23 protein-coding genes and 3 pseudogenes are annotated in these 23,816 nt (G+C 59.9%); 14 read left to right on the top strand and 12 right to left on the bottom strand.

What is annotated here, in order from left to right:
- Nucleotides 1–40: 40 nt before the first annotated feature.
- The 11 genes and pseudogenes from ACZRJ6_RS18505 to ACZRJ6_RS18555 all read left to right on the top strand — a co-directional run bounded on the left by ACZRJ6_RS18505 (nt 41) and on the right by ACZRJ6_RS18555 (nt 12,738).
- The gene (locus ACZRJ6_RS18505) at nt 41–1,450 is read left to right on the top strand and encodes an amino acid permease (protein ID WP_463968995.1); all 1,410 of its coding nucleotides are present in this window, start codon (nt 41–43) and stop codon (nt 1,448–1,450) included.
- Nucleotides 1,451–1,466: 16 nt separating this feature from the next.
- Entirely contained in the window at nt 1,467–2,672 is a 1,206-nt protein-coding gene (gene hutI / locus ACZRJ6_RS18510; RefSeq protein ID WP_463968996.1) for an imidazolonepropionase, read from the top strand.
- 11 nt (nt 2,673–2,683) lie between these two features.
- Nucleotides 2,684–3,484 carry an N-formylglutamate deformylase gene (gene hutG / locus ACZRJ6_RS18515; RefSeq protein ID WP_463968997.1) on the top strand — a complete coding sequence of 267 codons (801 nt, stop codon included), beginning with the start codon at nt 2,684–2,686 and terminating at the stop codon, nt 3,482–3,484.
- 34 nt (nt 3,485–3,518) lie between these two features.
- Nucleotides 3,519–3,734: pseudogene (locus tag ACZRJ6_RS18520) on the top strand (alpha/beta hydrolase fold domain-containing protein); the annotation flags it as partial.
- Nucleotides 3,735–3,837: 103 nt separating this feature from the next.
- Entirely contained in the window at nt 3,838–4,809 is a 972-nt protein-coding gene (gene pip, locus ACZRJ6_RS18525) for a prolyl aminopeptidase (RefSeq protein ID WP_463968998.1), read from the top strand.
- Nucleotides 4,806–5,243, top strand: a complete 438-nt coding sequence (dtd, locus tag ACZRJ6_RS18530) for a D-aminoacyl-tRNA deacylase (RefSeq protein WP_463968999.1) — start codon at nt 4,806–4,808, stop codon at nt 5,241–5,243. Before pip ends, dtd begins: the two co-directional genes overlap by 4 nt.
- Nucleotides 5,244–5,510: 267 nt before the next feature.
- Nucleotides 5,511–7,247 carry a glucan biosynthesis protein G gene (locus ACZRJ6_RS18535; protein ID WP_463969000.1) on the top strand — a complete coding sequence of 579 codons (1,737 nt, stop codon included), beginning with the start codon at nt 5,511–5,513 and terminating at the stop codon, nt 7,245–7,247.
- Nucleotides 7,240–9,827: pseudogene (mdoH, locus tag ACZRJ6_RS18540) on the top strand (glucans biosynthesis glucosyltransferase MdoH); the annotation flags it as partial. The gene ACZRJ6_RS18535 and the pseudogene mdoH, both read left to right, overlap by 8 nt.
- Nucleotides 9,828–10,178: 351 nt before the next feature.
- Nucleotides 10,179–10,976, top strand: coding sequence for a transporter substrate-binding domain-containing protein (locus ACZRJ6_RS18545; RefSeq protein WP_133101290.1), 798 nt, complete (start codon nt 10,179–10,181; stop codon nt 10,974–10,976).
- A gap of 75 nt (nt 10,977–11,051) precedes the next feature.
- On the top strand, nt 11,052–12,011 hold the full coding sequence (locus tag ACZRJ6_RS18550) for an amino acid ABC transporter permease (RefSeq protein WP_463969001.1): 960 nt from the start codon (nt 11,052–11,054) through the stop codon (nt 12,009–12,011).
- Nucleotides 12,004–12,738, top strand: a complete 735-nt coding sequence (locus ACZRJ6_RS18555; RefSeq protein WP_149411280.1) for an amino acid ABC transporter ATP-binding protein — start codon at nt 12,004–12,006, stop codon at nt 12,736–12,738. Before ACZRJ6_RS18550 ends, ACZRJ6_RS18555 begins: the two co-directional genes overlap by 8 nt.
- A 136-nt stretch (nt 12,739–12,874) precedes the next feature.
- On the opposite strand, the pseudogene ACZRJ6_RS18560 reads toward ACZRJ6_RS18555, so the two are convergent.
- From ACZRJ6_RS18560 to ubiE, 10 genes and pseudogenes are all read right to left on the bottom strand, one after another.
- Nucleotides 12,875–13,378: pseudogene (locus ACZRJ6_RS18560) on the bottom strand (HAMP domain-containing protein); the annotation flags it as partial.
- 29 nt (nt 13,379–13,407) lie between these two features.
- Complete coding sequence (locus tag ACZRJ6_RS18565) at nt 13,408–14,115, bottom strand: 16S rRNA (uracil(1498)-N(3))-methyltransferase (RefSeq protein WP_463969002.1); 708 nt, start codon at nt 14,113–14,115, stop codon at nt 13,408–13,410.
- Nucleotides 14,112–14,918 carry a twin-arginine translocase subunit TatC gene (tatC, locus tag ACZRJ6_RS18570; protein WP_149493974.1) on the bottom strand — a complete coding sequence of 269 codons (807 nt, stop codon included), beginning with the start codon at nt 14,916–14,918 and terminating at the stop codon, nt 14,112–14,114. The genes ACZRJ6_RS18565 and tatC overlap by 4 nt, the downstream gene beginning before the upstream one ends.
- On the bottom strand, nt 14,915–15,364 hold the full coding sequence (gene tatB / locus ACZRJ6_RS18575) for a Sec-independent protein translocase protein TatB (RefSeq protein WP_463969003.1): 450 nt from the start codon (nt 15,362–15,364) through the stop codon (nt 14,915–14,917). Before tatB ends, tatC begins: the two co-directional genes overlap by 4 nt.
- A 10-nt stretch (nt 15,365–15,374) precedes the next feature.
- The gene (locus ACZRJ6_RS18580) at nt 15,375–15,653 is read right to left on the bottom strand and encodes a twin-arginine translocase TatA/TatE family subunit (RefSeq protein WP_463969004.1); all 279 of its coding nucleotides are present in this window, start codon (nt 15,651–15,653) and stop codon (nt 15,375–15,377) included.
- 27 nt (nt 15,654–15,680) lie between these two features.
- Nucleotides 15,681–16,013, bottom strand: coding sequence for a phosphoribosyl-ATP diphosphatase (locus ACZRJ6_RS18585; protein ID WP_463969005.1), 333 nt, complete (start codon nt 16,011–16,013; stop codon nt 15,681–15,683).
- Nucleotides 16,014–16,015: 2 nt separating this feature from the next.
- The gene (gene hisI, locus ACZRJ6_RS18590) at nt 16,016–16,408 is read right to left on the bottom strand and encodes a phosphoribosyl-AMP cyclohydrolase (protein WP_133101299.1); all 393 of its coding nucleotides are present in this window, start codon (nt 16,406–16,408) and stop codon (nt 16,016–16,018) included.
- Nucleotides 16,409–16,472: 64 nt separating this feature from the next.
- The gene (ubiB, locus tag ACZRJ6_RS18595; RefSeq protein ID WP_463969006.1) at nt 16,473–18,077 is read right to left on the bottom strand and encodes a ubiquinone biosynthesis regulatory protein kinase UbiB; all 1,605 of its coding nucleotides are present in this window, start codon (nt 18,075–18,077) and stop codon (nt 16,473–16,475) included.
- Nucleotides 18,074–18,697, bottom strand: a complete 624-nt coding sequence (locus ACZRJ6_RS18600; RefSeq protein ID WP_149411271.1) for a ubiquinone biosynthesis accessory factor UbiJ — start codon at nt 18,695–18,697, stop codon at nt 18,074–18,076. The genes ubiB and ACZRJ6_RS18600 overlap by 4 nt, the downstream gene beginning before the upstream one ends.
- A complete protein-coding gene (gene ubiE, locus ACZRJ6_RS18605; protein WP_133101302.1) occupies nt 18,697–19,467 on the bottom strand; it encodes a bifunctional demethylmenaquinone methyltransferase/2-methoxy-6-polyprenyl-1,4-benzoquinol methylase UbiE in 771 nt (256 codons plus the stop codon). The genes ACZRJ6_RS18600 and ubiE overlap by 1 nt, the downstream gene beginning before the upstream one ends.
- 144 nt (nt 19,468–19,611) lie before the next feature.
- On the opposite strand from ubiE, the gene ACZRJ6_RS18610 reads away from it, so the two are divergent.
- The 3 genes from ACZRJ6_RS18610 (at nt 19,612) to ACZRJ6_RS18620 (ending at nt 21,309) form a co-directional block, all read left to right on the top strand.
- Nucleotides 19,612–19,887 carry a polyhydroxyalkanoic acid system family protein gene (locus tag ACZRJ6_RS18610; RefSeq protein ID WP_463969007.1) on the top strand — a complete coding sequence of 92 codons (276 nt, stop codon included), beginning with the start codon at nt 19,612–19,614 and terminating at the stop codon, nt 19,885–19,887.
- A gap of 150 nt (nt 19,888–20,037) precedes the next feature.
- Entirely contained in the window at nt 20,038–20,460 is a 423-nt protein-coding gene (locus ACZRJ6_RS18615; RefSeq protein WP_463969008.1) for a phasin family protein, read from the top strand.
- A 12-nt stretch (nt 20,461–20,472) separates the two neighbouring features.
- Nucleotides 20,473–21,309 (top strand): phasin family protein, encoded by an 837-nt coding sequence (locus ACZRJ6_RS18620; RefSeq protein WP_463969009.1) that lies wholly within the window; start codon nt 20,473–20,475, stop codon nt 21,307–21,309.
- Between the two features lie 145 nt (nt 21,310–21,454).
- Here ACZRJ6_RS18620 and ACZRJ6_RS18625 read toward each other — a convergent pair whose 3' ends face one another.
- Nucleotides 21,455–22,078: a TetR/AcrR family transcriptional regulator gene (locus ACZRJ6_RS18625; RefSeq protein WP_463969010.1), complete on the bottom strand. Its 624-nt coding sequence runs from the start codon at nt 22,076–22,078 to the stop codon at nt 21,455–21,457.
- A gap of 33 nt (nt 22,079–22,111) precedes the next feature.
- The gene (phaC, locus tag ACZRJ6_RS18630; RefSeq protein WP_463969011.1) at nt 22,112–23,794 is read right to left on the bottom strand and encodes a class II poly(R)-hydroxyalkanoic acid synthase; all 1,683 of its coding nucleotides are present in this window, start codon (nt 23,792–23,794) and stop codon (nt 22,112–22,114) included.
- Nucleotides 23,795–23,816: the final 22 nt, after the last annotated feature.

The raw sequence follows: 23,816 nt of genomic DNA on the forward strand, positions 1-23,816 counted from the left end.
GCTCGCTCCTACAGAAAACAAGAACAATTAGGGACGAGAAATGCACCAGCAAGAAACGGGTTTGAAACGCGGGCTCTCCGCCCGCCATATTCGCTTCATGGCACTGGGGTCGGCGATCGGCACCGGGCTGTTTTACGGTTCTGCCTCAGCCATCCAGATGGCCGGCCCCGCCGTGCTGCTGGCCTACCTGATCGGTGGCGCCGCGGTGTTCATGGTCATGCGCGCCCTGGGCGAAATGGCTGTGCACAACCCGGTGTCCGGCTCCTTCGGTCAGTACGCCAGCACCTACCTGGGCCCCATGGCCGGTTTTGTTCTCGGCTGGACCTACGCCTTCGAGATGATCATCGTCTGCCTGGCCGACGTCACCGCCTTTGGCATCTATATGGGCTTCTGGTTTCCCGAAGTGGCGCGCTGGATCTGGGTGCTGGGCATCGTGTTCCTGATCGGCGGCCTGAACCTGTGCAGCGTCAAAGTCTTTGGTGAAATGGAGTTCTGGCTGTCGTTGCTCAAAGTCGGCGCCATTGTCGCAATGATCCTCGGCGGTTTCGGCATCATGCTGTTCGGCATTCACTCAGCGGGTGACGCACCGGCTACCGGCCTGAGCAACTTGTGGGCCCACGGTGGCTTCATGCCCAACGGCGTCGGCGGTTTGATCGCTTCCTTTGCGGTGGTGATGTTCGCCTTTGGCGGCATCGAAATCATCGGCATCACTGCCGGCGAAGCCAAGGACCCGCAGCGGGTCATTCCCAAGGCGATCAACGCCGTACCGCTGCGTATCCTGCTGTTCTACGTGCTGACCCTGTTTGTGCTGATGGCGATCTACCCATGGCCGCAGATCGGCAGCCAAGGCAGCCCGTTCGTGCAGATCTTCAGCAACCTGGGCATCGGCTCGGCGGCGACCATCCTTAATATCGTGGTGATCTCGGCAGCCGTTTCGGCCATCAATAGCGACATCTTCGGCGCCGGCCGCATGATGTACGGCCTGGCCCAGCAAGGGCAGGCACCCAAAGGCTTTGCGCAACTGTCCCGCCAGGGCGTGCCGTGGATGACCGTGGTGGTGATGGGCGCTGCGCTGCTGGGCGGCGTGGTGTTGAACTACCTGATCCCGGAAAACGTATTCCTGGTGATCGCCTCCATTGCCACCTTCGCCACGGTCTGGGTCTGGCTGATGATCCTCATCACACAAGTGGCGATGCGTCGCGCCATGACCAAAGAGCAGATCGCCGAACTGAAATTCCCGGTGCCGTTCTGGCCCTACGCGCCGGCAGCGGCCATCGTGTTCATGCTGTTTATTTTCGGCGTGCTGGGGTATTTCCCGGACACCCAGGCAGCCCTTATGGTCGGTGTCGTATGGATCGCCTTGCTGGTCGTTGCCTATCTGCTGTGGGTAAAACCCGCCGCCGGGCAAGCAGCCAAGGTCCATTACGACTCAGCCTTGTCTCATCGATAACCAACGCAGGTGTTGAATGAAAACGCTTTGGCAACACTGCCACGTCGCAACCATGGCCCAGGGCAAATACTCGATTATCGAGGACGCCGCCATCGTGACATCAGGCACGCTCATCGAGTGGATCGGCCCTCGCGGCGAACTGCCGGGTGCTGACTATGCGAAGACTTATGACCTGCAAGGCGCATGGGTCACGCCCGGGTTGATCGACTGCCACACCCACACGGTGTTTGGTGGCAATCGCAGCGGTGAGTTCGAGCAGCGGCTGCAAGGCGTGAGTTACGCCGAGATCGCAGCTGCCGGTGGCGGTATCGCCAGCACCGTGCGCGCCACCCGTGCCGCCACGGAAGATGAGCTGTTCGCCAGCGCCCATAAGCGTCTGCGCAGTTTGCTGCGTGACGGCGTGACCACGGTGGAGATCAAGTCCGGCTACGGCCTGGATTTGGCCAGCGAACGCAAGATCCTGCGGGTGATCCGTCGCCTGGGCGCCGAGCTTCCCGTTAGCGTGCGCAGCACCTGCCTGGCGGCCCACGCCTTGCCGCCGGAATACGTCGATCGTGCCGACGCCTACATCGAGCACATCTGCAGTGAAATGCTCCCGGCCCTGGCGGCCGAAGGGCTGGTGGACGCGGTGGACGCCTTCTGCGAATACCTGGCGTTCTCCCCGGAACAAGTGGAACGGGTGTTTATCGCCGCGCAGCAACTTGGCTTGCCGGTGAAACTGCACGCCGAGCAACTGTCGTCCCTGCACGGCTCCAGCCTGGCGGCGCGTTATCAGGCTTTGTCGGCGGACCATCTGGAGTTCATGACCGAAGATGATGCCATCGCCATGGCCACCTCGGGCACCGTCGCGGTGTTGCTGCCGGGAGCGTTCTACTTCCTGCGCGAAACCCAACTGCCGCCCATGGACGCCCTGCGCAAACACGGGGTGAAGATCGCCATCGCCAGCGATCTAAACCCAGGCACCTCGCCAGCGTTGTCGGTGCGGCTGATGTTGAACATGGCTTGCACCCTGTTTCGAATGACCCCCGAGGAAGCGCTGGCTGGCGCGACCCAACATGCGGCTACCGCTTTGGGCATGGGTGATACCCATGGTTCGCTGGAAGTGGGCAAGGTGGCGGACTTTGTCGCCTGGCAGATCGATCGCCCCGCCGACCTGGCTTACTGGCTGGGCGGCGAGTTGGATAAACGCGTCGTGCGCCACGGCGTCGACGTCACTGTTTAAGGAGCACCGTTGTGGATAAGGTTTTGAGCTTCAAACAAGGCAGCACACCGCTGCTGATCAGCATGCCCCACGCTGGTTTGCGCCTGACCCCTGTGGTCGAGGCCGGGTTGATCCCCGAGGCGCAAAGCCTGCCGGACACCGACTGGCATATCCCCACGCTTTATGACTTCGCCAAAGAGCTGGGCGCCAGCACCCTGGCCGCCGAGTATTCGCGCTTTGTCATCGACCTCAACCGGCCGTCCGACGACAAGCCGCTGTACGTCGGCGCCACCACCGGCCTGTACCCGGCGACGCTGTTCGACGGCGTGCCGTTGTTCCGCGAAGGCCTGGAGCCCTCAAAGGCCGAGCGCGCGACCTATCTGGAACAGATCTGGACGCCGTATCACCGCACCCTGCAAGAAGAGTTGGCCCGCCTCAAGGCCGAGTTCGGCTACGCGCTGCTGTTTGATGCCCACTCGATCCGCTCAGTGATCCCGCACCTGTTCGACGGCAAACTGCCCGACTTCAACCTCGGCACCTTCAACGGTGCCGCCTGCGATCCTGAACTGGCGAGCCAACTGGAAGCCATATGCGCCGGTCATTCACAGTACAGCCATGTGCTTAATGGTCGCTTCAAGGGCGGGCATATCACCCGCTATTACGGCAACCCGGCAGACAATATCCATGCGGTGCAGCTGGAGTTGGGGCAGTGCACATATATGGAAGAGTTTGAGCCGTTCCGGTATCGGGCGGACGTGGCTGAGCCGACACGGGTGGTGTTGAAGGAATTGCTGGAAGGGTTCCTGGCGTGGGGGCAGAAGCATTATCGGTGACTTGCGGCAGCCATAGGTATTTACACAGCTCTTGAGGTTGCTGATTGCCGTGGCGCAGTTCGACCCATTACGCGATGACGGCATGCTTTACGCTGAGCGCCTGCAAACGCCTGGGGTGGCTGCCACGCTGTACCCGGGTAAAGGCCTGATTCACGGTTGTTTGCGGGCGCGGGGCCAGGTGGCTGAGGTGGATAGCCTGTACGAATACCTGCTCAGCTACCTGCGTGAGGTTCTGTTGACCGAGGTCTGATTCGTCAAGGACATGCTCATTGCACCATTCGGGTTTATGATGCCAGACGGCAAAATAATAGATGTCCCACCAGGGATGAACTCGACCCCTTACGGAGCGCGCAATGCAGACTTTGTACCCGCAGATCAAACCCTACGCCCGGCACGATCTGGCCGTCGATGAACCCCATGTGTTGTACGTCGACGAAAGCGGTTCCCCGCAAGGCCTGCCCGTTGTGTTCATCCATGGAGGCCCTGGCGCCGGGTGCGATGCCCAGAGCCGGTGTTATTTTGACCCGAACATGTATCGGATCATTACTTTCGATCAGCGCGGCTGCGGTCGCTCCACGCCTCACGCCAACCTGGAAAACAACACTACCTGGGATCTGGTGGCCGACCTTGAGCGGATTCGCCAACACCTGGGCATCGACAAATGGGTGCTGTTCGGCGGTTCCTGGGGTTCGACCCTGGCCCTGGCCTATGCGCAAACCCACCCTGAGCGTGTCCACGGTTTGATCGTGCGGGGCATCTTCCTCGCCCGTCCCCAGGAAATCGAATGGTTCTATCAGGCCGGTGCCAGCCGCCTGTTCCCCGATTACTGGCAGGACTACATCGCGCCGATCCCACAGGACGAGCGTCACGACCTGCTTAGCGCCTTCCACAAGCGCCTGATCGGCAGCGACCAGATTGCCCAGATGCACGCCGCCAAGGCCTGGTCGACCTGGGAAGGCCGTACTGCCACCCTGCGTCCAAATCCGTTGGTGGTTGATCGTTTCAGCGAGCCGCAGCGCGCGCTGTCCATTGCCCGTATTGAATGCCACTACTTCACCAACAATGCCTTCCTTGAGCCCAACCAACTGATTCGCGACATGCACAAGATCGCCCACCTGCCTGGCGTCATCGTCCACGGCCGCTACGATGTGATTTGCCCGCTGGATAACGCGTGGGCGTTGCATCAGGCTTGGCCCAACAGCGAACTGCAGGTGATCCGTGATGCCGGCCATGCCGCTTCCGAGCCAGGCATTACTGACGCGTTGGTGCGTGCGGCGAGCCAAATGGCACGACGCCTGCTTGATTTACCTCCAGAAGAAGCATGAAGGGGCTTTTGCAGCGGGTGCGAGGCGCCCGTGTCGAAGTGGCGGGGGAAGTAGTCGGCGCAATAGGCCAGGGTTTGCTGGTGCTCGTGGCCGTCGAGCCTTCAGATACCCAGGCAAGTGCCGACAAGCTCCTGCATAAACTGCTTAACTACAGGGTGTTCAGCGACGACGAGGGCAAGATGAACCTGTCGTTGAAGGACATCGGCGGCGGGTTGCTGCTGGTTTCACAGTTCACCCTGGCGGCGGATACCAAAAGTGGCCTGCGCCCCGGCTTCTCCACGGCGGCCCCTCCGGCGCTGGCAGAGGCGCTTTTTGACCACTTGTTGTTACAAGCGCAACAATTGCATGGCACGGTGGCGGCGGGGCGTTTTGGCGCGGATATGCAGGTGCATTTGGTCAATGACGGGCCGGTCACCTTCCTGTTTCAGACCTGAATGTACTGAAAACGACGTTTAATGCCCCAAAACACAGGTTTTCACTACAAATACTTCGCTGCCCCTGATGCGTTGTCTCGCGGGCTACTAGATAATCGCGCGCTACGGGGATCAGCGTTAATTGGTCCATTTTTGACTTAGGTAGAGACTTGTCCGATAGCCATTGGGGAATCATTTAGCCCCGTGGGAGTCGGAACAATGCTCGCCAACCTGGCATATAGATAGCTGGCCGTTGGTTTTTTGATCTGTTTTCGGCGAGGGTTGCTCGTGATTGTTAGTCCCTGTAATGCACCAAAATTGTCTGCCAAGCGGTTACGAAACGCACTGGTAACGGGCTCCGCCCTGTTTTGCCTGTTCGGCGCGGGTCAACTGTGGGCATTCAGTCTGGATGATGTGTCGGCCAAGGCAAAAGAGCTGGCCGGGCAGAAATACCAAGCCCCGCGCAGCAATCTGCCAAACGAATTTCGCGAAATGAAATTCGCTGATTACCAGAAAATTCGTTTTCGCCATGAAAAAGCCGAGTGGGCCGATCAGAAAACTCCGTTCAAGCTGTCCTTCTATCACCAGGGTATGCACTTCGATACACCGGTGAAGATCAATGAAGTCACCGCCACTGACGTCCAGGAAATCAAGTACGACCCGGCTCGTTTCGATTTCGGCGACGTCAAGTTTGATCCCAAGGCCACCGAACAGCTGGGTTATGCCGGCTTTCGTGTCCTGTACCCGATCAACAAGGACGACAAGCAAGACGAAATCATGACCATGCTCGGCGCCAGCTACTTCCGCGTCGTTGGCAAGGATCAGGTCTACGGTTTGTCTGCCCGCGGCATGGCCATCGACACCGCGCTGCCGTCTGGCGAAGAATTCCCGCGTTTCACCGAGTTCTGGATTGAGCGTCCAAAACCGGGTGACAAGCACTTGGTGATCTTCGCCCTGCTGGATTCGCCACGGGCTACCGGCGCCTACCGCCTGATCCTGCGTCCGGGCACCGACACCATCGTCGATGTCAAATCCCAGATGTTCCTGCGCGACAAAGTCACCAAGCTGGGCATTGCCCCGCTGACCAGCATGTACCTGTTCGGCGCCAATCAGCCGTCCAAGGTCCTCAACTACCGCCGTGAGCTGCACGACTCCAGCGGTCTGTCGATCCATGCCGGTAACGGCGAGTGGATCTGGCGTCCGTTGAACAACCCTAAACACCTGTCGGTCAGCAACTTCAGCGTGGAAAACCCGCGTGGTTTCGGCCTGCTGCAACGCGGTCGTAACTTCAGCCAGTACGAAGACCTGGACGACAATTACGACAAGCGCCCAAGCGCCTGGATTGAGCCTGAGGGCGACTGGGGCAAGGGTTCCGTCGACCTGGTAGAGATCCCGACTGCCGATGAAACCAACGACAACATCGTTGCCTTCTGGAGCCCGGAAAAACTGCCAGAGCCCGGCCAGCCGCTGGACGTCAGCTACCGCCTGCACTGGACCCTCAATGACGCGCCGTTCCATTCCCCTGACAGTGCTTGGGTCAAGCAGACCTTGCGCTCTACGGGTGATGTGAAACAGTCCAACCTGATCCGTCAGCCAGATGGCAGCGTTGCCTATCTGGTGGACTTCGAGGGCCCGTCCCTCAAGGCCCTGCTGCCAGATGCCCAGGTTCGCAGCCAGGTCAGCGTCGGCGACAATGCCGAGTTGGTGGAAAACAGCGTTCGCTACAACCCGCACACCAAAGGCTGGCGCCTGACCCTGCGCATGAAGATCAAGGACGCGGGCAAACCGACCGAGATGCGTGCGGCCCTGGTCCAGGACGTTGCAGTGCCGGAACCGGAAAAGGCTTCGACCCAAGTGTTGAAAGCGGACAAAGTACTGGCCAAGCAACATGAGAAACAGGCCAAGAAAGACGCCAAAGACAAGGAAGCCAAGCAGCCAGAAGCTGCCCCAGCCACACCGGAGCCGGTCAAAACTGAACAAGTCCTGACCGAAACCTGGAGCTATCAGTTGCCTGCCGATGAGTAACTCTCAAGCCCAGCCAGAGACGCTTGCCGAGTATCTGGCGCATCTTCCGATGACCGATGAGCAGCGCGCCGAACTCGCGGGCTGCAATTCCTTCGCCGAGCTGCACGAGCGCCTTTCGTCTTCGACCTTCGACGCCCCGGCCGACGCTGCCCAAGCGTCGGTCGGTCGGCGACTGACCCTCAACACGGCCGAAGAGCTGCAAGATGCTGAGATGCTCGTGCTCGACGCCAGCGGTCGCGTCTGCCTCAAGGCCACGCCGCCGATCCGTCGGACCAAGGTGGTGCCTGAACCTTGGCGCACCAATATCCTGGTACGCGGCTGGCGCCGGCTGACCGGTCGCTCCAATCCTCCGGCACCGCCGAAGGACGAGCGTGTGCTGCCCGCTGCCCGCTGGCGCACGGTCGGCTCGATCCGTCGTTACATCCTGTTGACACTGATGCTCGGCCAGACGATCGTCGCCGGCTGGTACATGAAAGGCATCATGCCGTATCAGGGCTGGTCCTTCGTCGACATGGACGAGATCCGCAACCAGACCCTGATGGCGACCGCTACCCAGGTCCTGCCTTACGCCCTGCAAACCAGCATCCTGATTCTGTTCGGAATACTGTTTTGCTGGGTCTCGGCCGGTTTCTGGACCGCGCTGATGGGTTTCCTGGAACTGCTGACCGGCCACGACAAGTACCGTATTTCCGGGAAAAGCGCTGGCGATGAGCCAATTCCCAAGGAAGCTCGTACCGCCCTGGTCATGCCGATCTGCAACGAAGACGTGCCACGGGTATTCGCCGGCCTGCGGGCGACCTTCGAGTCGGTTGCCGCGACCGGTGACCTGGATCGCTTCGACTTCTTCGTCCTCAGTGACAGTAACGACGCCGATATCTGCATCGCCGAACAGCAAGCCTGGCTTGACGTGTGCCGCGACGCGGGTGGCTTCGGCAAGATTTTCTATCGCCGCCGTCGCCGTCGCGTCAAACGCAAGAGCGGCAACCTCGACGACTTCTGCCGTCGCTGGGGCGGTGACTACAAGTACATGGTGGTGCTCGACGCCGACAGCGTGATGAGCGGCGAATGCCTGACCAGCCTGGTGCGCTTGATGGAAGCCACGCCGGACGCCGGTATCATCCAGACCGCGCCACGGGCATCGGGCATGGACACGCTGTATGCGCGCATGCAGCAGTTCGCCACCCGCGTCTACGGCCCGCTGTTTACTGCCGGCTTGCACTTCTGGCAGTTGGGTGAATCCCACTACTGGGGTCACAACGCAATCATCCGCATGAAGCCGTTTATCGAGCACTGCGCCCTGGCGCCATTGCCCGGTAAAGGCGCGTTTGCCGGTGCCATCCTCTCTCACGACTTCGTTGAAGCGGCGCTGATGCGTCGTGCCGGCTGGGGCGTGTGGATTGCCTACGATTTGCCCGGCAGCTACGAAGAATTGCCGCCCAACCTGCTGGACGAACTCAAGCGTGACCGTCGCTGGTGCCACGGCAACCTGATGAACTTCCGCCTGTTCCTGGTCAAGGGCATGCACCCGGTGCACCGTGCGGTGTTCCTTACCGGTGTGATGTCGTACCTGTCGGCGCCGTTGTGGTTCTTCTTCCTGGTGCTGTCGACCGCTCTGCTGGCGGTCAACACCCTGATGGAGCCGCAGTACTTCATGGCGCCACGCCAGTTGTACCCACTGTGGCCACAATGGCATCCGGACAAGGCGGTAGCGCTGTTCTCCACCACCATCGTGCTGCTGTTCCTGCCCAAACTGTTGAGCATCATCCTGATCTGGGCCAAGGGCGCGAAAGAGTTCGGCGGCAAGTTCAAGGTGACCCTGTCGATGCTGCTGGAGATGCTGTTCTCCGTGCTGCTGGCGCCGGTGCGGATGATTTTCCACACCCGCTTCGTGCTCGCCGCGTTCCTCGGCTGGGCCGCGACCTGGAACTCGCCGCAGCGTGACGACGACTCCACACCGTGGAGCGAGGCGGTCAAGCGTCACGGTCCGCAAACGTTGCTCGGCTTTTTCTGGGCGCTGTTGGTGGTGTGGTTGAACCCAAGCTTCCTGTGGTGGCTGGTGCCGATTGTCGGTTCGCTGATGCTGTCGATCCCGGTTTCGGTGATTTCAAGCCGGGTCAAGCTGGGCCTCAAGTCGCGCGACGAAAGCCTGTTCCTGATCCCTGAGGAATACAATCCGCCCCAGGCGCTGCTGTCGACCGACCAGTACACCCACGAAAACCGTTGGCACGCGCTCAATGACGGTTTCGTGCGGGCCGTGGTCGATCCTCAGCAGAACGCCCTGGCCTGTGCCCTGGCGACCTCTCGGCATGGTCACGCGGAGCCGATTGAGTTGCTGCGTATCGAACGTGTTCGTCATGCATTGAGCGTCGGCCCAGCCGGCCTCAATAACGGCGAACGTCTGGCCTTGCTCAGCGATCCGGTCGCCCTGGCACGCTTGCATGAGCAGGTCTGGAGCGAAGGTCACGCCGAATGGCTCGGTGCCTGGCGTGAATCGGTCAAGTCCGACCCCCACGCGCCGTTGCTGCCTTTGCAACCGCTGTCGTCCCAGGCTCAATCAGCCTGATTCAGACGCCCCCGAGGCTAGTCTCGGGGGCGTTCGAAGCGCCCTTCCTAGAGTGTTTTTCCCTTCTGCCACATTGCGACAACACCTTGTTATTTCGACACAAAAGCCCCTTTACCTACGAACTCCTGGCGTTTGGTTTGAAGAAAGGTGATGACGACAGCCTCACATCTAAGGAGTGCCTGGCTCCCGCAGCAGACGGTCTCCCTGTGCTGTTCGCGCAGCCTTTATTGGTTTTTTCTGTCATATCCGCCAACAAATTCCGCCTAGACCTATGTGCTGGTGGGCGAGTGGGTTAGCATCGCTCCCCGAAATGGTGCAGCCCTTTTGCGCACCGACCTCACAATAAAATGAGTTCAGGGGACTTGATGATGAAAAAGTATCTTTCGATGCTGTTGCTTGGCGTTACGGCGCTGGTAGCAGTCAATGCTGCCCAGGCCGGTGCTATCGATGATGCGGTCAAGCGCGGAACGCTGAAAGTCGGGATGGACCCGACCTACATGCCGTTCCAGATGACCAACAAGCGCGGTGAAATCATCGGGTTTGAAGTCGACATCCTCAAGGCCATGGCCAAGTCCATGGGCGTCAAGCTGGAGACGGTCTCCACCGGTTATGACGGCATCATCCCGGCGCTGCTGACCAACAAGTTCGATATGATCGGCAGCGGCATGACCCTGACTCAGGAGCGTAACCTGCGCCTGAACTTCAGCGAACCCTTCATCGTCGTCGGCCAAACCCTGCTGATCCGCAAGGAGCTGGAAGGCACTATCAAGTCTTATAAAGACCTGAATGACGAGAAATATCGCCTGACCTCCAAGCTCGGCACCACTGGCGAGATGGTTGCCAAGAAACTGATCTCCAAGGCCAAGTACCACGGCTACGACAACGAGCAGGAAGGTGTGCTCGACGTGGTCAACGGTAAGGCCGATGCATTCGTCTATGACGCGCCTTACAACGTGGTAGCAGAGAAAAAGGTCGGCAACGGCAAGCTGGTGTACCTCGACCAGCCGTTCACCTTTGAACCCCTGGCGTTCGGCTTGAAGAAAGGCGACTACGACAGCATCAACTTCATCAACAACTTCCTGCACCAGATCCGCAACGACGGCACCTACGATCGCATCCATGACAAGTGGTTCAAGAGCAGTGATTGGCTCAAGGACATGGAATAAGACTGACTTGTGGCGAGGGGGGTTGCCCCCTCGCCACAAAAGGGCATGCCCTCCGATCTTGATGGATGTTGAGCAATGAAACAGAAAAAAGCCCAATGGCCCTGGCACCTGCTGACAATGCTGGTTCTGGTCGGCCTGGCTGGGGCGTTGTACTACGCCACCTCGCTGATGTCCTACGAATGGCGCTGGAACCGCGTGCCGCAATACTTCGCCTACCAGGCCGAGGAATCCCAGCGAGCGGCAGATATTTCCACAGTCGTTGAACTGGTGCGCAAAGGCGATACTGCCGAAGTGACCCTGCGCAATGGCGCCGGTGACGAGCAACATCTCACTGTTGCGGATAACAGTGTGCAAGTGGCCCGCGGCGATGATGTGGCCGAGGGCGATGTGATCGGCGTGACTCGGCATTGGGCGCTGGGGCCGCTGATGTGGGGCTTGTGGACCACCCTGTGGCTGTCGCTGGTGTCAGGCATTCTGGGCCTGGCCATTGGCCTGGCGACCGGTTTGTGCCGGCTGTCGAACAACCCGACCTTGCGGGATCTGTCGAGGATCTACGTCGAACTGGTGCGCGGTACGCCGCTATTGGTGCAGATCTTCATTTTCTACTTCTTTATTGGCACGGTGCTCAACCTGTCCCGGGAATTTGCCGGTATCGCCGCCTTGTCGCTGTTTACTGGTGCCTATGTGGCGGAAATCGTTCGCGCCGGGGTGCAGTCGATTGCCCGTGGCCAGGGCGAAGCTGCCCGTTCCCTGGGCTTGAGCGCTGGCCAATCGATGCGCCATGTGGTGTTGCCGCAAGCCTTCAAACGCGTGCTGCCGCCCCTGGCCGGGCAATTTATCAGCCTGGTCAAGGACACGTCCCTGGTGTCGGTGATCGCTATCACCGAACTGCTCAAGAGTGGTCGCGAAGTGATCACCACCTCGTTCTCGCCGTTTGAAATCCTGTTCTGCGTCGCAGGCCTGTACCTGCTGATCAACCTGCCGCTGTCGAAAGTCGCCAGCCGGCTTGAGCGGAGGCTCGCGCAAAGTGATTGAAGTCCGCGATCTGGTAAAAGTTTTTGACTCTCGTGGGCACGTGGTCCGCGCGGTGGATAACGTCACCACCCAAGTGGCCAAGGGCGAAGTGTTGGTGGTGATCGGCCCGTCCGGCTCTGGCAAGTCGACGTTTCTGCGTTGCCTCAACGGCCTGGAAGAGTTCGATTCTGGTTCGGTCAGCATCGACGGCCTGCAACTGGCCGACCCGAAGACCGACGTGAACGCCTACCGGCGTGAAGTCGGCATGGTGTTCCAGCACTTCAACTTGTTCCCCCACATGACTGTTTTGGAAAACCTGTGCCTGGCGCAGAAAGTCGTGCGCAAACGTGGCAAAAAGGAGCGCGAGGCCAAAGCCTTGGCACTACTGGAAAAGGTCGGTATTGCCCAGAAAGCCAACGAGTTCCCGTCGCGGCTTTCCGGTGGTCAGCAGCAGCGCGTGGCAATTGCCCGGGCGCTGGCCATGGAACCCAAGGTAATGCTGTTTGACGAACCCACCTCGGCGCTGGACCCGGAAATGGTCGGCGAAGTGCTGGATGTCATGAAGACCCTGGCCCTGGAAGGCATGACGATGGTCTGTGTGACCCACGAAATGGGCTTTGCCCGGGAAGTGGCGGATCGGGTGTTGTTTTTCGATCATGGAAAGCTGCTGGAGGATGCCGCTCCGGCGCAATTTTTCGATGCGCCCAAGGACCCGCGGGCCCAGGCGTTTTTGCGCCAGGTCTTGTAGACGATGATCGTTCCCATGCTCTGCGTGGGAGCGATCTGGATGCGGGTCTGCCGGTTCATGCCTTGAGCTTCCCCTCCCGCATCTGAAAATCGATTCCCAACCTCGCAAGCTCAATACTCGCCGCCGCTGGGGAAGGTCAGATCCGGAAGCGGCCTACCAGGGTTTGCAGGTAAACCCCAAGGCGCGCCAATTCGGCACTGGACGCAGCAGTTTCTTCGCTGGCCACCGAGGTTTGTTCGCAGACGTCGCGTACGTTCAGCACGCTGCGGTTGATCTCTTCGGCGACCGCGCTTTGTTGCTCGGCGGCAGTGGCAATCTGCTGGTTCATTGCCTGGTCGGTCTCGACCTTTTGGCTGTTGACTCCGGCGCTCGTCTGTTCGGTGACGGCGGACAGTTCCTCGGCTGCGCTGGCGATCTGGGTGACGCCGTCGCTGATGCCGCCGATCAGTTCACGCAGGCCGACGGTCATGTTTTGCATGGCCCGTTGCAGTTGGCCCAGTTCGTCCTGTCGTTCTGAAATCAGGTTGTGGGTCAGGTCGCCAGCTGCGACGCGTTCGGCGACTTTCAGCGTCTGGCTCAGTGGGATGACGATCTGCCGGGTGATGGCCCAGGCGGCCACCAGGTCGCAGATCAAGGCCAGGGCTTAGTTGTAACGGTGAGGTTGCGGGGTCAGAACAGGCGTGCGAGCAGAGCGGTGACGGCGGTTTCAACCCGCAATATCCTCGCGCCAAGCTGCACCGGCTGCAACCCTGCCTTGGCCAGCAAGTCCACTTCATAAGGAATCCAGCCACCTTCCGGGCCGATGGCCAAGGTCACCGGCTCATCCAGCCCACGAGGGCAGGGTGGATAGTCGCCGGGGTGGCCAACCAGGCCGAGGGTGTCTTGCGCCAAGGCGGGCAAGCGGTCTTCGACGAAGGGCTTGAAGCGTTTTTCGATGATGATCTCAGGCAACACAGTATCTCGTGCCTGTTCCAGTCCGAGTATCAGTTGCTGGCGGACCGCTTCCGGTTCCAGGAATGGCGTCTGCCAGAAGCTCTTTTCTACCCTGTAACTGTTGACCATTACCACCCGTGGCACGCCCATGGACGCTACGGTTTGCAGTACCCGACGGAGCATTTTTGGGCGCGGCAAGGCCAGCAGCAGGGTCAGTGGCAGTTTGGCCGGTGGCGGCTGATCGAGGGTGACTTGCAGTTCCGCTTCATGGGCTTCCAGGCGCAGCAGCTCGGCACTGCCCATCAACCCACCAATGCGCCCGACCCGCAGGCTGTCGCCCACCGCAGCTCGGTGGACTTCCTGCATGTGCACCAGGCGCCGATCACGCAGGATCACCCGGTCGGCCGCGATAAAATCGGCCTCCTCAAGCAGCAGCAGGTTCACGGCTGGGTCGCTGGCGGCTGGTCGTCCGGGCCTTGGTCGGCGTCGGCGGGTTGATCGTCCGGATGCTCGCCGCGTTTGCTCACCAGGCTGGCAAACAGGATGCCGATTTCAAACAGCATCCACATCGGTACGGCCAGCAAGGTTTGCGAGAAGATGTCCGGCGGTGTCAGGATCATGCCGACCACGAAGCAGCCGATGATCACGTACGGGCGGATCTTGCGCAGGTATTTGACGTCGACCACGCCGATCCACACCAGCAGCACCACAGCCACCGGGATCTCGAAGGCCACGCCAAAGGCGAAGAACAACGTCATCACAAAGTCGAGGTAGCTGGTGATGTCGGTCATCATCTCCACCCCGGCCGGGGTGGCAGCGGCGAAGAACTTGAAAATCAGCGGGAACACCAGGAAGTAGGCGAAGGCCATGCCGGTGTAGAACAGCATGATGCTGGACACCAACAGCGGTACCGCGATGCGCTTTTCATGCTTGTACAGGCCCGGCGCGATAAAGCCCCAGATCTGGTGCAGGATCACCGGGATCGCCAAAAACAGCGAGACCATCATCGTTAGCTTCAACGGCGTGAGGAACGGCGAAGACACGTCGGTGGCGATCATGGTCGCGCCCACCGGCAGGTAATCGCGCAGCGGCGTCGAGACGAAGGTGTAGATCTGCTGGGTAAAGGCAAACAGCCCGGCAAAGATCACGAAGATCGCCGCGACACAACGCAGCAGGCGGGTGCGCAGCTCGGTGAGGTGCGAGACCAGCGGCATGTGCTGGTCGTTTTCCGGTTTATCAGCGCTCATGGGGCTCGCGGCGGCAATGTAGGGTCGTGGGGAGCGGGCGACGCGGCAGGCGTCGGCGCAGGTTCTGTCGGGGCAACGGCTGGAGCAGCGGGCGAGAGTTCCACGGCGGGCACGGCATCGACTACGGGTGTCGATACTGGCGCGACTGGCGGCGCGATGCTCTGCTCGGCGACAGGCTCAACCGGGGTAGCCGCCTGCTGTTGCGGCGCGAGAATTTTCCGCGCTTCCTGCTCCAAAGACAGAATGTGTTCGTTGTGCAGTTGCCGGCGAATTTCGTCGGCGCCTATTTCCCGTTCAACTTCCTGTTTGATGGCGTTGAAACTGCGTTTCAGGCGCCCGATCCACAGGCCGGCCGTACGCGCGGCGCCGGGCAGGCGTTCAGGCCCAAGCACCAACAGGGCGATGAGGCCGACGAGCAGCAGTTCAGAGAAGCTGATACCAAACATTAGTCAGTGCTCACGAGTCTTTGCGGATCGGCTCTTCGACTTTCTCTGCCTGGACATCGAAGGTGCGACGTTCAGTGATCGGCTGAGTGGCCTGTGGGTGAACAGGCTGCGCCGGTGGGACCGGGTTGGCGGCGGGGTCGGCCGGCTTTTCGTCGTCGTTCATGGCCTTGCGAAAGCCCTTGATGGATTCGCCGACATCGGTGCCCAGGTTTTTCAGCTTCTTGGTGCCGAACACCAGCACAACGACCACAAGAATGACGATCCAGTGTTTCCAGTCAAAAATGCCCATGCTGCAATTCCTCGGTCAAAAAGTTATTCAGGTGGACGGGCGCGAAGCCTTTTCGGCGTGCCCGGACAAGCCGAAGCGACGGTCCAGTTCATCAAGCACGGCCTGCGGATGCTGCCCCAGTTGGGCGAGCATCACCAGGCTATGGAACCACAGGTCGGCGGTTTCGTAGATTACATCGCTGTAATCGCCGCTGATCTGGGCGTCCTTGGCAGCAATAATCGTCTCGACGGATTCTTCGCCGAGCTTTTCGAGAATCTTGTTCAGACCCTTGTGATACAGGCTGGCAACATAGGAACTGTCGGCAGCCGCGCCTTTGCGGTCTTCCAGCACCTGGGCCAGACGGTTGAGTGTATCGGTCATGTTCAGTGTCCTGCCGAATAGATAGCGTGCGGGTCTTTGAGCACGGGCTCGACGGTCTTCCACTCGCCGTTTTCAAACACGCGGTAGAAGCAGCTATGACGGCCGGTGTGACAGGCGATGTCGCCGATCTGCTCGACCTTGAGGATTACCACGTCGGCGTCGCAGTCGATGCGCATCTCGTGCAAGGTTTGCACGTGCCCGGACTCTTCACCCTTGCGCCACAGTTTGCCACGGGAACGTGACCAGTAAATGGCACGCTGCTCGGCGGCAGTCAGGCTCAGGGCCTCGCGGTTCATCCAGGCCATCATCAGTACGCGCCCGGTCTTGTAGTCCTGGGCAATGGCCGGCACCAGGCCGTCACTGTCCCATTTGATTTCGTCCAGCCAGTCTTTCATCTTTGACTCCGACAACCGGGCGCTGTCAGCCTCGGCGATTTGCAACAGTGTATAACCGGACTGGCTATCGACGCACGATCAGATACACACCCACGGCGACCATGATGCCAGCCGGCCAGTGCCCCAGTTCATTCAATGGACCGCCGGCAGCCAGCACTGCGCCACCGGCCAGGTGCCCGGCACCCAGCAGGCGAAGGAGCCAGTCGTCCTTGCGTTTGTGCCACGACGCCGCCGTGTCCTTGGCGTGGGGCTGGGACATGCGCTCCAGCAAATCGCGGGTCATGTTGGCCAGGTGCGGCAGCTGTTCGACCTGGCTTTGCAGGTTGCCCAGCAGGGTTTTCGGGCTGACCCGCTCGCGCATCCAGCGTTCCAGGAACGGCTGGGCGGTGTTCCACAGGTCCAGGTCCGGGTACAGCTGGCGGCCCAGGCCTTCGATGTTCAGCAGGGTTTTCTGCAGCAGCACCAACTGCGGTTGCACTTCCATATTGAAGCGCCGGGCAGTCTGGAACAGGCGCATCAGCACCTGGCCGAAAGAAATATCTTTTAACGGTTTTTCGAAGATCGGCTCGCAGACGGTACGGATCGCCGCTTCGAATTCGTTGAGTTTGGTTTCCGCCGGCACCCAGCCCGAGTCGATATGCAGTTGCGCCACACGGCGGTAGTCGCGCTTGAAGAAGGCGAACAGGTTGCGGGCCAGGTAATCCTGGTCTTCCGGGGTCAGGCTGCCGACGATGCCGCAGTCGATCGCAATGTACTGCGGGCTCCACGGGTTCACGGTACTGACGAAGATGTTGCCGGGGTGCATGTCGGCGTGGAAAAAGCTGTCGCGGAACACCTGGGTGAAGAAGATTTCCACACCGCGCTCGGCAAGCATTTTCATGTCGGTGCGCTGGTCGGCCAGGGTGGCCAGGTCGGTGACCTGAATCCCGTAGATGCGTTCCATCACCAGCACTTTCGGCCGGCACCAGTCCCAATACACTTGCGGCACGTACAACAGCTGTGAGCCTTCGAAGTTGCGCTTGAGCTGGCTGGCGTTGGCGGCTTCGCGCAGCAGGTCGAGTTCGTCGTAGATGGTTTTTTCGTAGTCCTGGACCACGTCCACCGGGTGCAGCAGGCGTGCATCGGCAGAGAAGTGCTCGGCGGCGCGGGCGAGAATGAACAGCCACGCCAGGTCCTGGCCGATGATCGGCTTGAGGCCGGGGCGGATCACTTTGACCACCACTTCTTCACCGCTTTTGAGCTGTGCGGCATGAACCTGGGCCACCGAGGCGGAGGCCAGTGGCTCAATGTCGAAACGGCTGAACACTTCGCTGATCTTCTTGCCCAACTGTTCTTCGATCAGTTTCACCGCCACCTGCGAATCAAACGGCGGTACGCGGTCCTGCAATAACATCAGTTCGTCGGCGATGTCTTCAGGCAGCAGGTCGCGGCGGGTGGACAGGATCTGTCCGAACTTGATGAAGATCGGGCCCAGGTCCTGCAACGCCAGGCGCAGGCGGGCGCCACGGGTAAGTGTAAGGGTCTTGCGCGGGAACCAGCGCCACGGCAGCACATAACGGACCGCCAGCAGGAACCACGGCAGAGGCAGGGCGAACAGCAGGTCATCGAGGCGGTAGCGGATTACGACGCGCTGGATACGAAACAAACGGCGGACGGCGAGCAGCTTCATGCGTTATCGCTTGAATCAAGGGATTGGCTCAGGCGCTCGAAGCGCGCCTCAAGACGTTCCAGGTCGAGTTTGGCCTGATCGAGTTCACGAAAGCGCGCTTCGGCTTCCCGTTGTCCGACCAGGGTGCGCGATTCTTCGCTCAGGTATTCGGCGAGGTTCTGGTTCAGGCTGGCAAAGCCCTGCTGATACCAGCGCGTGCGGCTGCGCAGGTGGCCACTGATCAGTTGCGTGGCCACCGGGCCGACCCAGCGGGACAGCTCGTATTCCCAATCCAGTTCCAGGTCTTGCAGCACGGCGGCCAGGTCCATCAGCACCGCGCTATCGCCCTCAAGCTCAACGTCAGGGCCGTGGAGGATCGCTGTCTTGTCCCGGCTTAACGCGAGGCGCAGCAGGCTGGAAGCAGGGGCGCGCAGGGTGCAGTCGGAATCGGCGGCCCAATGGGATGCCAGCAGCAGGCCTTCATCGCTGGGCAGGATAAACAGCTGCAAGGCGGGGCTTGTGCAGTCGACGGCAATGATCTTGCCGTTCAAGTGCGCCAGTCGCGCCAGGGCGGTGCTGTCCAGGCGCAGGACACGGTTGAGGCCGTGTTCGACGCTGGCGAGAAGGCCTGTGAACAGCATCAGGGCTTGATGCCGCGGTGCAGGGCGACGATGCCAGAAGTCATGTTGTGGTAGGTCACGCGGTCGAAACCGGCTTCTACCATCATCGACTTCAGGGTTTCCTGGTTGGGGTGCATGCGGATCGATTCGGCCAGGTAGCGGTAGCTCTCGGCGTCATTGGTGATCAGCTTGCCCATCAACGGCATGAAGGCGAACGAGTAGGTGTCGTAGACCTTGGACATCAGCGCGTTGGTGGGCTTGGAGAACTCCAGCACCAACAGGCGGCCGCCGGGCTTGAGCACCCGCAGCATGGAGCGCAGGGCGTCTTCCTTGTGGGTGACGTTACGCAGGCCGAAGGCGATGGTCACGCAGTCGAAGTGGTTGTCGGGGAACGGCAGCTTTTCAGCATCGGCCTGGACGAACTCGACATTGCCGGCCACGCCTTTATCCAGCAGGCGATCGCGCCCCACCTTGAGCATCGAGCCGTTGATGTCGGCCAATACCACTTGGCCAGTAGGGCCAACCAGTTTGGAAAACTTTGCCGCCAGATCGCCCGTGCCGCCGGCGATGTCCAGCACGCGGTTGCCGGTGCGTACGCCGGACAGTTCGATGGTGAAGCGCTTCCACAGGCGATGCATGCCGCCGGACAGCACGTCGTTCATCAGGTCGTACTTGGCGGCCACGGAGTGGAACACCTCAGCGACTTTTTCCGCTTTCTGGCTTTCCGGGACGTTCTTGAAACCGAAGTGAGTGGTGGGTTCGGCATCGCTGCCTTTGCGCTGATCAGTCATATCGCTGTCACCAAAAGAGAATGCGGGACATTCTAATCCCCAAGGCATGCTTTGTCTTGGCAAGGGTGAAGGTAAGATAGGTGGCCACCGAGACCTTTTGCCGCATGGGTGGTCAATAAGTCTCTATAAGGAGGAGTCATTCAAATGGCCCGTATACAGGTTGAGCGTGCCCACACTCTCGGTAAGGAAGCTGCCCGAGAAAAGGCTGACAAGTTGGCGCACAAACTCAAGGAACAATATGGCCTGGAGCCGTCCTGGTCCGGCGACACGCTGAACCTCAAGCGCTCCGGCGTCAAAGGCACCGTGAAAGTGGCTGAAGATTCCCTCAGGATTGAGGTTGAACTGGGCCTGTTGATGTCGGCCATGAGTGGCACTATCAAGTCTGAAATCGAGAAGGCACTGGATAAGGCGCTGGCCTGATTCACGACGTGTAGTCGCAGTTGATGACTGTGGCTATAAGCGCTTTAGTATTGTTCTTAGGGTGCCGATTCTAATTTTTCTGCCTACTTTGTGCCCAAGCCCTCAACTCCTGTGGGCAGTTCCTCCACCCTTTTATGCGTGAGGTGCACCATGGCCAAAGTTATTTTGAAGAAAAAAATCGACGCTTCGACTAACACCCTGAGCGACGTTAAAACCTATGCCCGCAAGATCTGGCTGGCCGGCTTGGGGGCTTATGCCAAGGTTGGCAGTGAGGGCAGCGAGTACTTCAAAGAACTCATCAAGACTGGTCAACATGTTGAAAGCAAAGGCAAAAAAGTTGCGATTGAGCAACTTGATGCGGCCAACAGTCAGATTGATCAAGTCAAGAGCAATGTCTTCAGCGTCAAAGGTCGTGTCGAAGTGCAGCTGGATAAAGTCGAGAAGGCTTTTGATGCTCGTGTTGCAAGTGCCTTGAATCGGATCGGCATTGCGTCTAAACATGACGTGGAGACAGTCTCTGCTAAGCTCGATGAGCTGACGGCATTGCTCGAACGTGTCGCGCGTAAACATTAAGGAGATAACGGGATGGCTGGTAAAAAGAATACTGAGAAAGAAGGCAGCTCGTGGATTGGGGAAGTCGAAAAATACTCCCGCAAGATCTGGCTTGCTGGTTTAGGCGTGTACTCGAAGGTCAGCAGTGACGGCGGTAAATACTTCGAGACCTTGGTTAAAGACGGCGAGAAAGCCGAGAAGTTGACCAAGAGCACAGTGGGTAAACAAGTAGATGCAGCAAAGGCAACTGCAGGTTCTGCCAAGTCTCGCATCAATGCGGTTAAAAACCAGGCATTGGGCAAGTGGGATGAGTTGGAAGGCGCTTTCGACAAGCGTCTGAACAGTGCCATTTCGCGACTGGGCGTACCCAGCCGCAATGAAGTGAAGGCGCTGCACAGCAAGGTCGATACCTTGACCAAGCAAATCGAAAAACTCACAGGCGCCAAAGTGGCTCCAGTGGCGGCGAAAACCGCAGCGGCAAAACCTGCTGCCAAGCCTGCCGCCAAGCCTGCCGCTAAAACCGCTGCCGCCAAACCAACAGCGAAAAGCCCGGCCAAACCGTTGGTCAAGGCCGCCGCCAAACCAGCGGCCAAGGCGCCAGCAAAAACAGCGGCTAAACCTGCTGCCAAGCCAGTGGCCAAAACCGCAGCGTCCAAACCTGCTGCTAAACCTGTCGCGGCTAAAGCTGCTGCAAAACCAGCCGCAGCGAAGAAACCTGCTGTAGCCAAGAAGCCAGCCGCTCCAAAGCCAGTCATTGCGGCCAAACCCGCAACCCCGGCACCCGCGACCAACTCGGCCACCGCGCCGACGCAGACCGCTGCTACCCCGACTGCAACTTCGGTAACCCCGACGCCTACCAGTCAGTCCTGATTTTAACGGGACACGCAAAAACGCCCGGCCTGCAAAGGCCTGTAGGGGCCGGGCTTGCCCGCGATAGCGTTACCTCGGTCTGACTGTGTTAGCGAGGTGACTGCATCGCGGGCAAGCCCGGCTCCCACATTTGGCCGGCGCTTTTTCACAGATCCGCTTCATCCAGGTAGTGCAGTGCCAACCGCTCTGTCGCCAGCCGTGCCGGCAACAGAAGATGTGGCGCCACCAGCATCATGATCTGGTACACCACCACCCGCACCTCACCTTCGCGGTCGAGAATCCGCTGGTAATCCAGGGAAAACAGCAGGGTCATGGTGATCTGTTCCACCAGTTGCCCCAACGCCTGGGTATCGCTGACCAATTGCCCCTCGGTCTTGAGTCGCGCCAACAGCGAGGCCAGCGTTCGTTTCAACGCATTCAGCAGGTTACGGATGCCCTTGGCCAGTTTCGGCAAGCGCCCGGCCAGGTTCGACAGGTCCTGGAACAGAAACCGGTAGTGGGCCATGCGCTCCACGATCAGGTGCAGGAACAACCAGTAATCCTCAGCGGCCAGTTGCACATCCGGCGGCGGATCGAGCAGGGGGGCCAACTCACCCTGAAAACGCTCAAACAAGCCGAGCACCAAGGGCTCCTTGCCGTGGAAGTGGTAGTAGAGGTTACCGGGGCTGATCCCCATTTCATTGGCCACCTCCATGGTCGATACGTTCGGCTCGCCCTTGTAGTTGAACAACAGCAAGGCACATTCAAGGATACGGTCGCGGGTTTTCATCCAGTCTTCTTAAGTAATCGGTGAGTCAAGTTGTCAACGGACCCGCACATACGTGCCGGGCGCAGCTTCCATTGGTGGGTAATTTTGGTTGCCCAGAGCAGTCAGCGTTTCGCGCTGGACCCCTGAACGCTGCTGTATCCACTCCAGCCACTGCGGCCACCAACTGCCCTCGATGTGGTTTGCATCGTAGTACCAGGCGCGCGGGTCGCTGCTCAGCTTGATGTTTTCGACGAAGTTAGCCTTGGGGTTGCTCGGCGGGTTGAGGATGCTCTGGATATGCCCGCTGTTGGACAGCACGAAGCGTTTCTCGCCGCCCAGCAGCAAGGTCGAGCGGTAGACTGCGTCCCATGGGGTGATGTGATCGTTGATCCCGGCCACGCTGAAGCTGTCCACCGTGACCTTCTGCAAGTCGATAGGTGTGCCACAGACTTCCAGGCCGCCAGGGTGGCTCAGTGGGTTGTGCTTGAAGAAATCCAGCAGGTCGCCGTGCAGGGCAGCGGGAAGGCGGGTGTTGTCGTTGTTCCAGTACAGGATGTCGAACGCCGGCGGTTCCTTGCCCAGCAGGTAGTTGTTGATCCAGTAATTCCAGATCAGGTCGTTGGGGCGCATCCAGGCAAACACCTTGGCCATGTCCCGGCCGTCCAGTACGCCTTGTTGATAGGAGTGGCGCTTGGCGGCTTCCAGGGTTTGCTCGTCGGCGAACAGCGTGGCGGGGCTGTCGATCTGGCTATCCAGCAAGCTCACCAGATAGCTGGCGCTGGAGATGCGCCGCAACTGCCGCTTGGCTTGCAGATGGCCTTGCAACGCAGCAATGGTCAGGCCGCCGGCGCAGGCGCCCATCAGGTTGACTTCGCGAGCGCCGGTGATCGCCCGGCAGATGTTCAGCGCTTCTTCCAGCGCCGCCACATAGGTGGACAGGCCCCATTCCCGATGCCGCACGTCCGGGTTACGCCAGCTGACCATAAACACTTGCAGGCCATTTTTCAGGGCGTACTGGACGAAGCTGTTGGCCGGGCTCAGGTCAAAGATGTAGTACTTGTTGATTTGCGGCGGTACCACCAGTAGCGGCTTGGCGTACTGTTTTTCGCTCATGGGCTTGTACTGGATCAGCTCCAGCAACTCGTTGCGAAACACTACCGAGCCAGGAGTGGTGGCGACGGTCTTGCCGACCTCAAAGGCTTGCTTGGTGACTTGCCGAGGCAAGCCGTTGTTGTGCAGCAGGTCGTCAAACAGATTGCTGACGCCGCGCACCACGCTGTTGCCACCGGAGTTGAGCAGCTCCTTGATCGCCAAGGGATTGAGCAGGGTGTTGGACGGCGATACAGCGTCGTTTAGCAGGGAAAAGGCAAAGTGCGCCCGCGCCCGATCATCAGTGCTCAGGTTGCTGTCGTCGATCCAGCGCTTGGTCTGCTTTTGCCAGCTCAAATAGGCTTGCAGGCTGCGCCGGTACAGCGGGTTGAGCTGCCAGGTGGGGTCGGCGAAGCGGCTGTCATGGGGGTTGGGTTCATGCACGATTTCCCCCAGCAACACCCGACCCAACTGCCCACCCAGGGCCAAGGCATGCCGCGCGCTATGTAGCGGGTTGCGCAGGCCATGGGCCGCAACACTGCGCAGGGTCGACAGCAAATCCCGACCACGCAGGCCGGTGATCGCGCTTTGTGCATTGATGAACGTAGCGGGTGTGGGCACCGGGCTCGTCACGGGTCTGTCTCGCATGAGTCAACACTCCTTCCTCAAT

It is taken from the genome of Pseudomonas sp. C321 (genome assembly GCF_055407105.1).

Coding starts and splice junctions, on each gene's coding strand:
- hisI (WP_133101299.1), bottom strand. CDS start 16,408: ATGAAAGACTGGCTGGACGAAATCAAATGGGACAGTGACGGCCTGGTG.
- ACZRJ6_RS18615 (WP_463969008.1), top strand. CDS start 20,038: ATGGCCAAAGTTATTTTGAAGAAAAAAATCGACGCTTCGACTAACACC.
- phaC (WP_463969011.1), bottom strand. CDS start 23,794: ATGCGAGACAGACCCGTGACGAGCCCGGTGCCCACACCCGCTACGTTC.
- ACZRJ6_RS18600 (WP_149411271.1), bottom strand. CDS start 18,697: ATGCTGTTCACAGGCCTTCTCGCCAGCGTCGAACACGGCCTCAACCGT.
- ACZRJ6_RS18585 (WP_463969005.1), bottom strand. CDS start 16,013: ATGACCGATACACTCAACCGTCTGGCCCAGGTGCTGGAAGACCGCAAA.
- ACZRJ6_RS18550 (WP_463969001.1), top strand. CDS start 11,052: ATGAAACAGAAAAAAGCCCAATGGCCCTGGCACCTGCTGACAATGCTG.
- ACZRJ6_RS18580 (WP_463969004.1), bottom strand. CDS start 15,653: ATGGGCATTTTTGACTGGAAACACTGGATCGTCATTCTTGTGGTCGTT.
- tatB (WP_463969003.1), bottom strand. CDS start 15,364: ATGTTTGGTATCAGCTTCTCTGAACTGCTGCTCGTCGGCCTCATCGCC.
- hutI (WP_463968996.1), top strand. CDS start 1,467: ATGAAAACGCTTTGGCAACACTGCCACGTCGCAACCATGGCCCAGGGC.
- dtd (WP_463968999.1), top strand. CDS start 4,806: ATGAAGGGGCTTTTGCAGCGGGTGCGAGGCGCCCGTGTCGAAGTGGCG.
- ACZRJ6_RS18625 (WP_463969010.1), bottom strand. CDS start 22,078: ATGAAAACCCGCGACCGTATCCTTGAATGTGCCTTGCTGTTGTTCAAC.
- ACZRJ6_RS18505 (WP_463968995.1), top strand. CDS start 41: ATGCACCAGCAAGAAACGGGTTTGAAACGCGGGCTCTCCGCCCGCCAT.
- ACZRJ6_RS18545 (WP_133101290.1), top strand. CDS start 10,179: ATGAAAAAGTATCTTTCGATGCTGTTGCTTGGCGTTACGGCGCTGGTA.
- tatC (WP_149493974.1), bottom strand. CDS start 14,918: ATGAGCGCTGATAAACCGGAAAACGACCAGCACATGCCGCTGGTCTCG.
- ACZRJ6_RS18620 (WP_463969009.1), top strand. CDS start 20,473: ATGGCTGGTAAAAAGAATACTGAGAAAGAAGGCAGCTCGTGGATTGGG.
- pip (WP_463968998.1), top strand. CDS start 3,838: ATGCAGACTTTGTACCCGCAGATCAAACCCTACGCCCGGCACGATCTG.
- ubiE (WP_133101302.1), bottom strand. CDS start 19,467: ATGACTGATCAGCGCAAAGGCAGCGATGCCGAACCCACCACTCACTTC.
- ubiB (WP_463969006.1), bottom strand. CDS start 18,077: ATGAAGCTGCTCGCCGTCCGCCGTTTGTTTCGTATCCAGCGCGTCGTA.
- ACZRJ6_RS18610 (WP_463969007.1), top strand. CDS start 19,612: ATGGCCCGTATACAGGTTGAGCGTGCCCACACTCTCGGTAAGGAAGCT.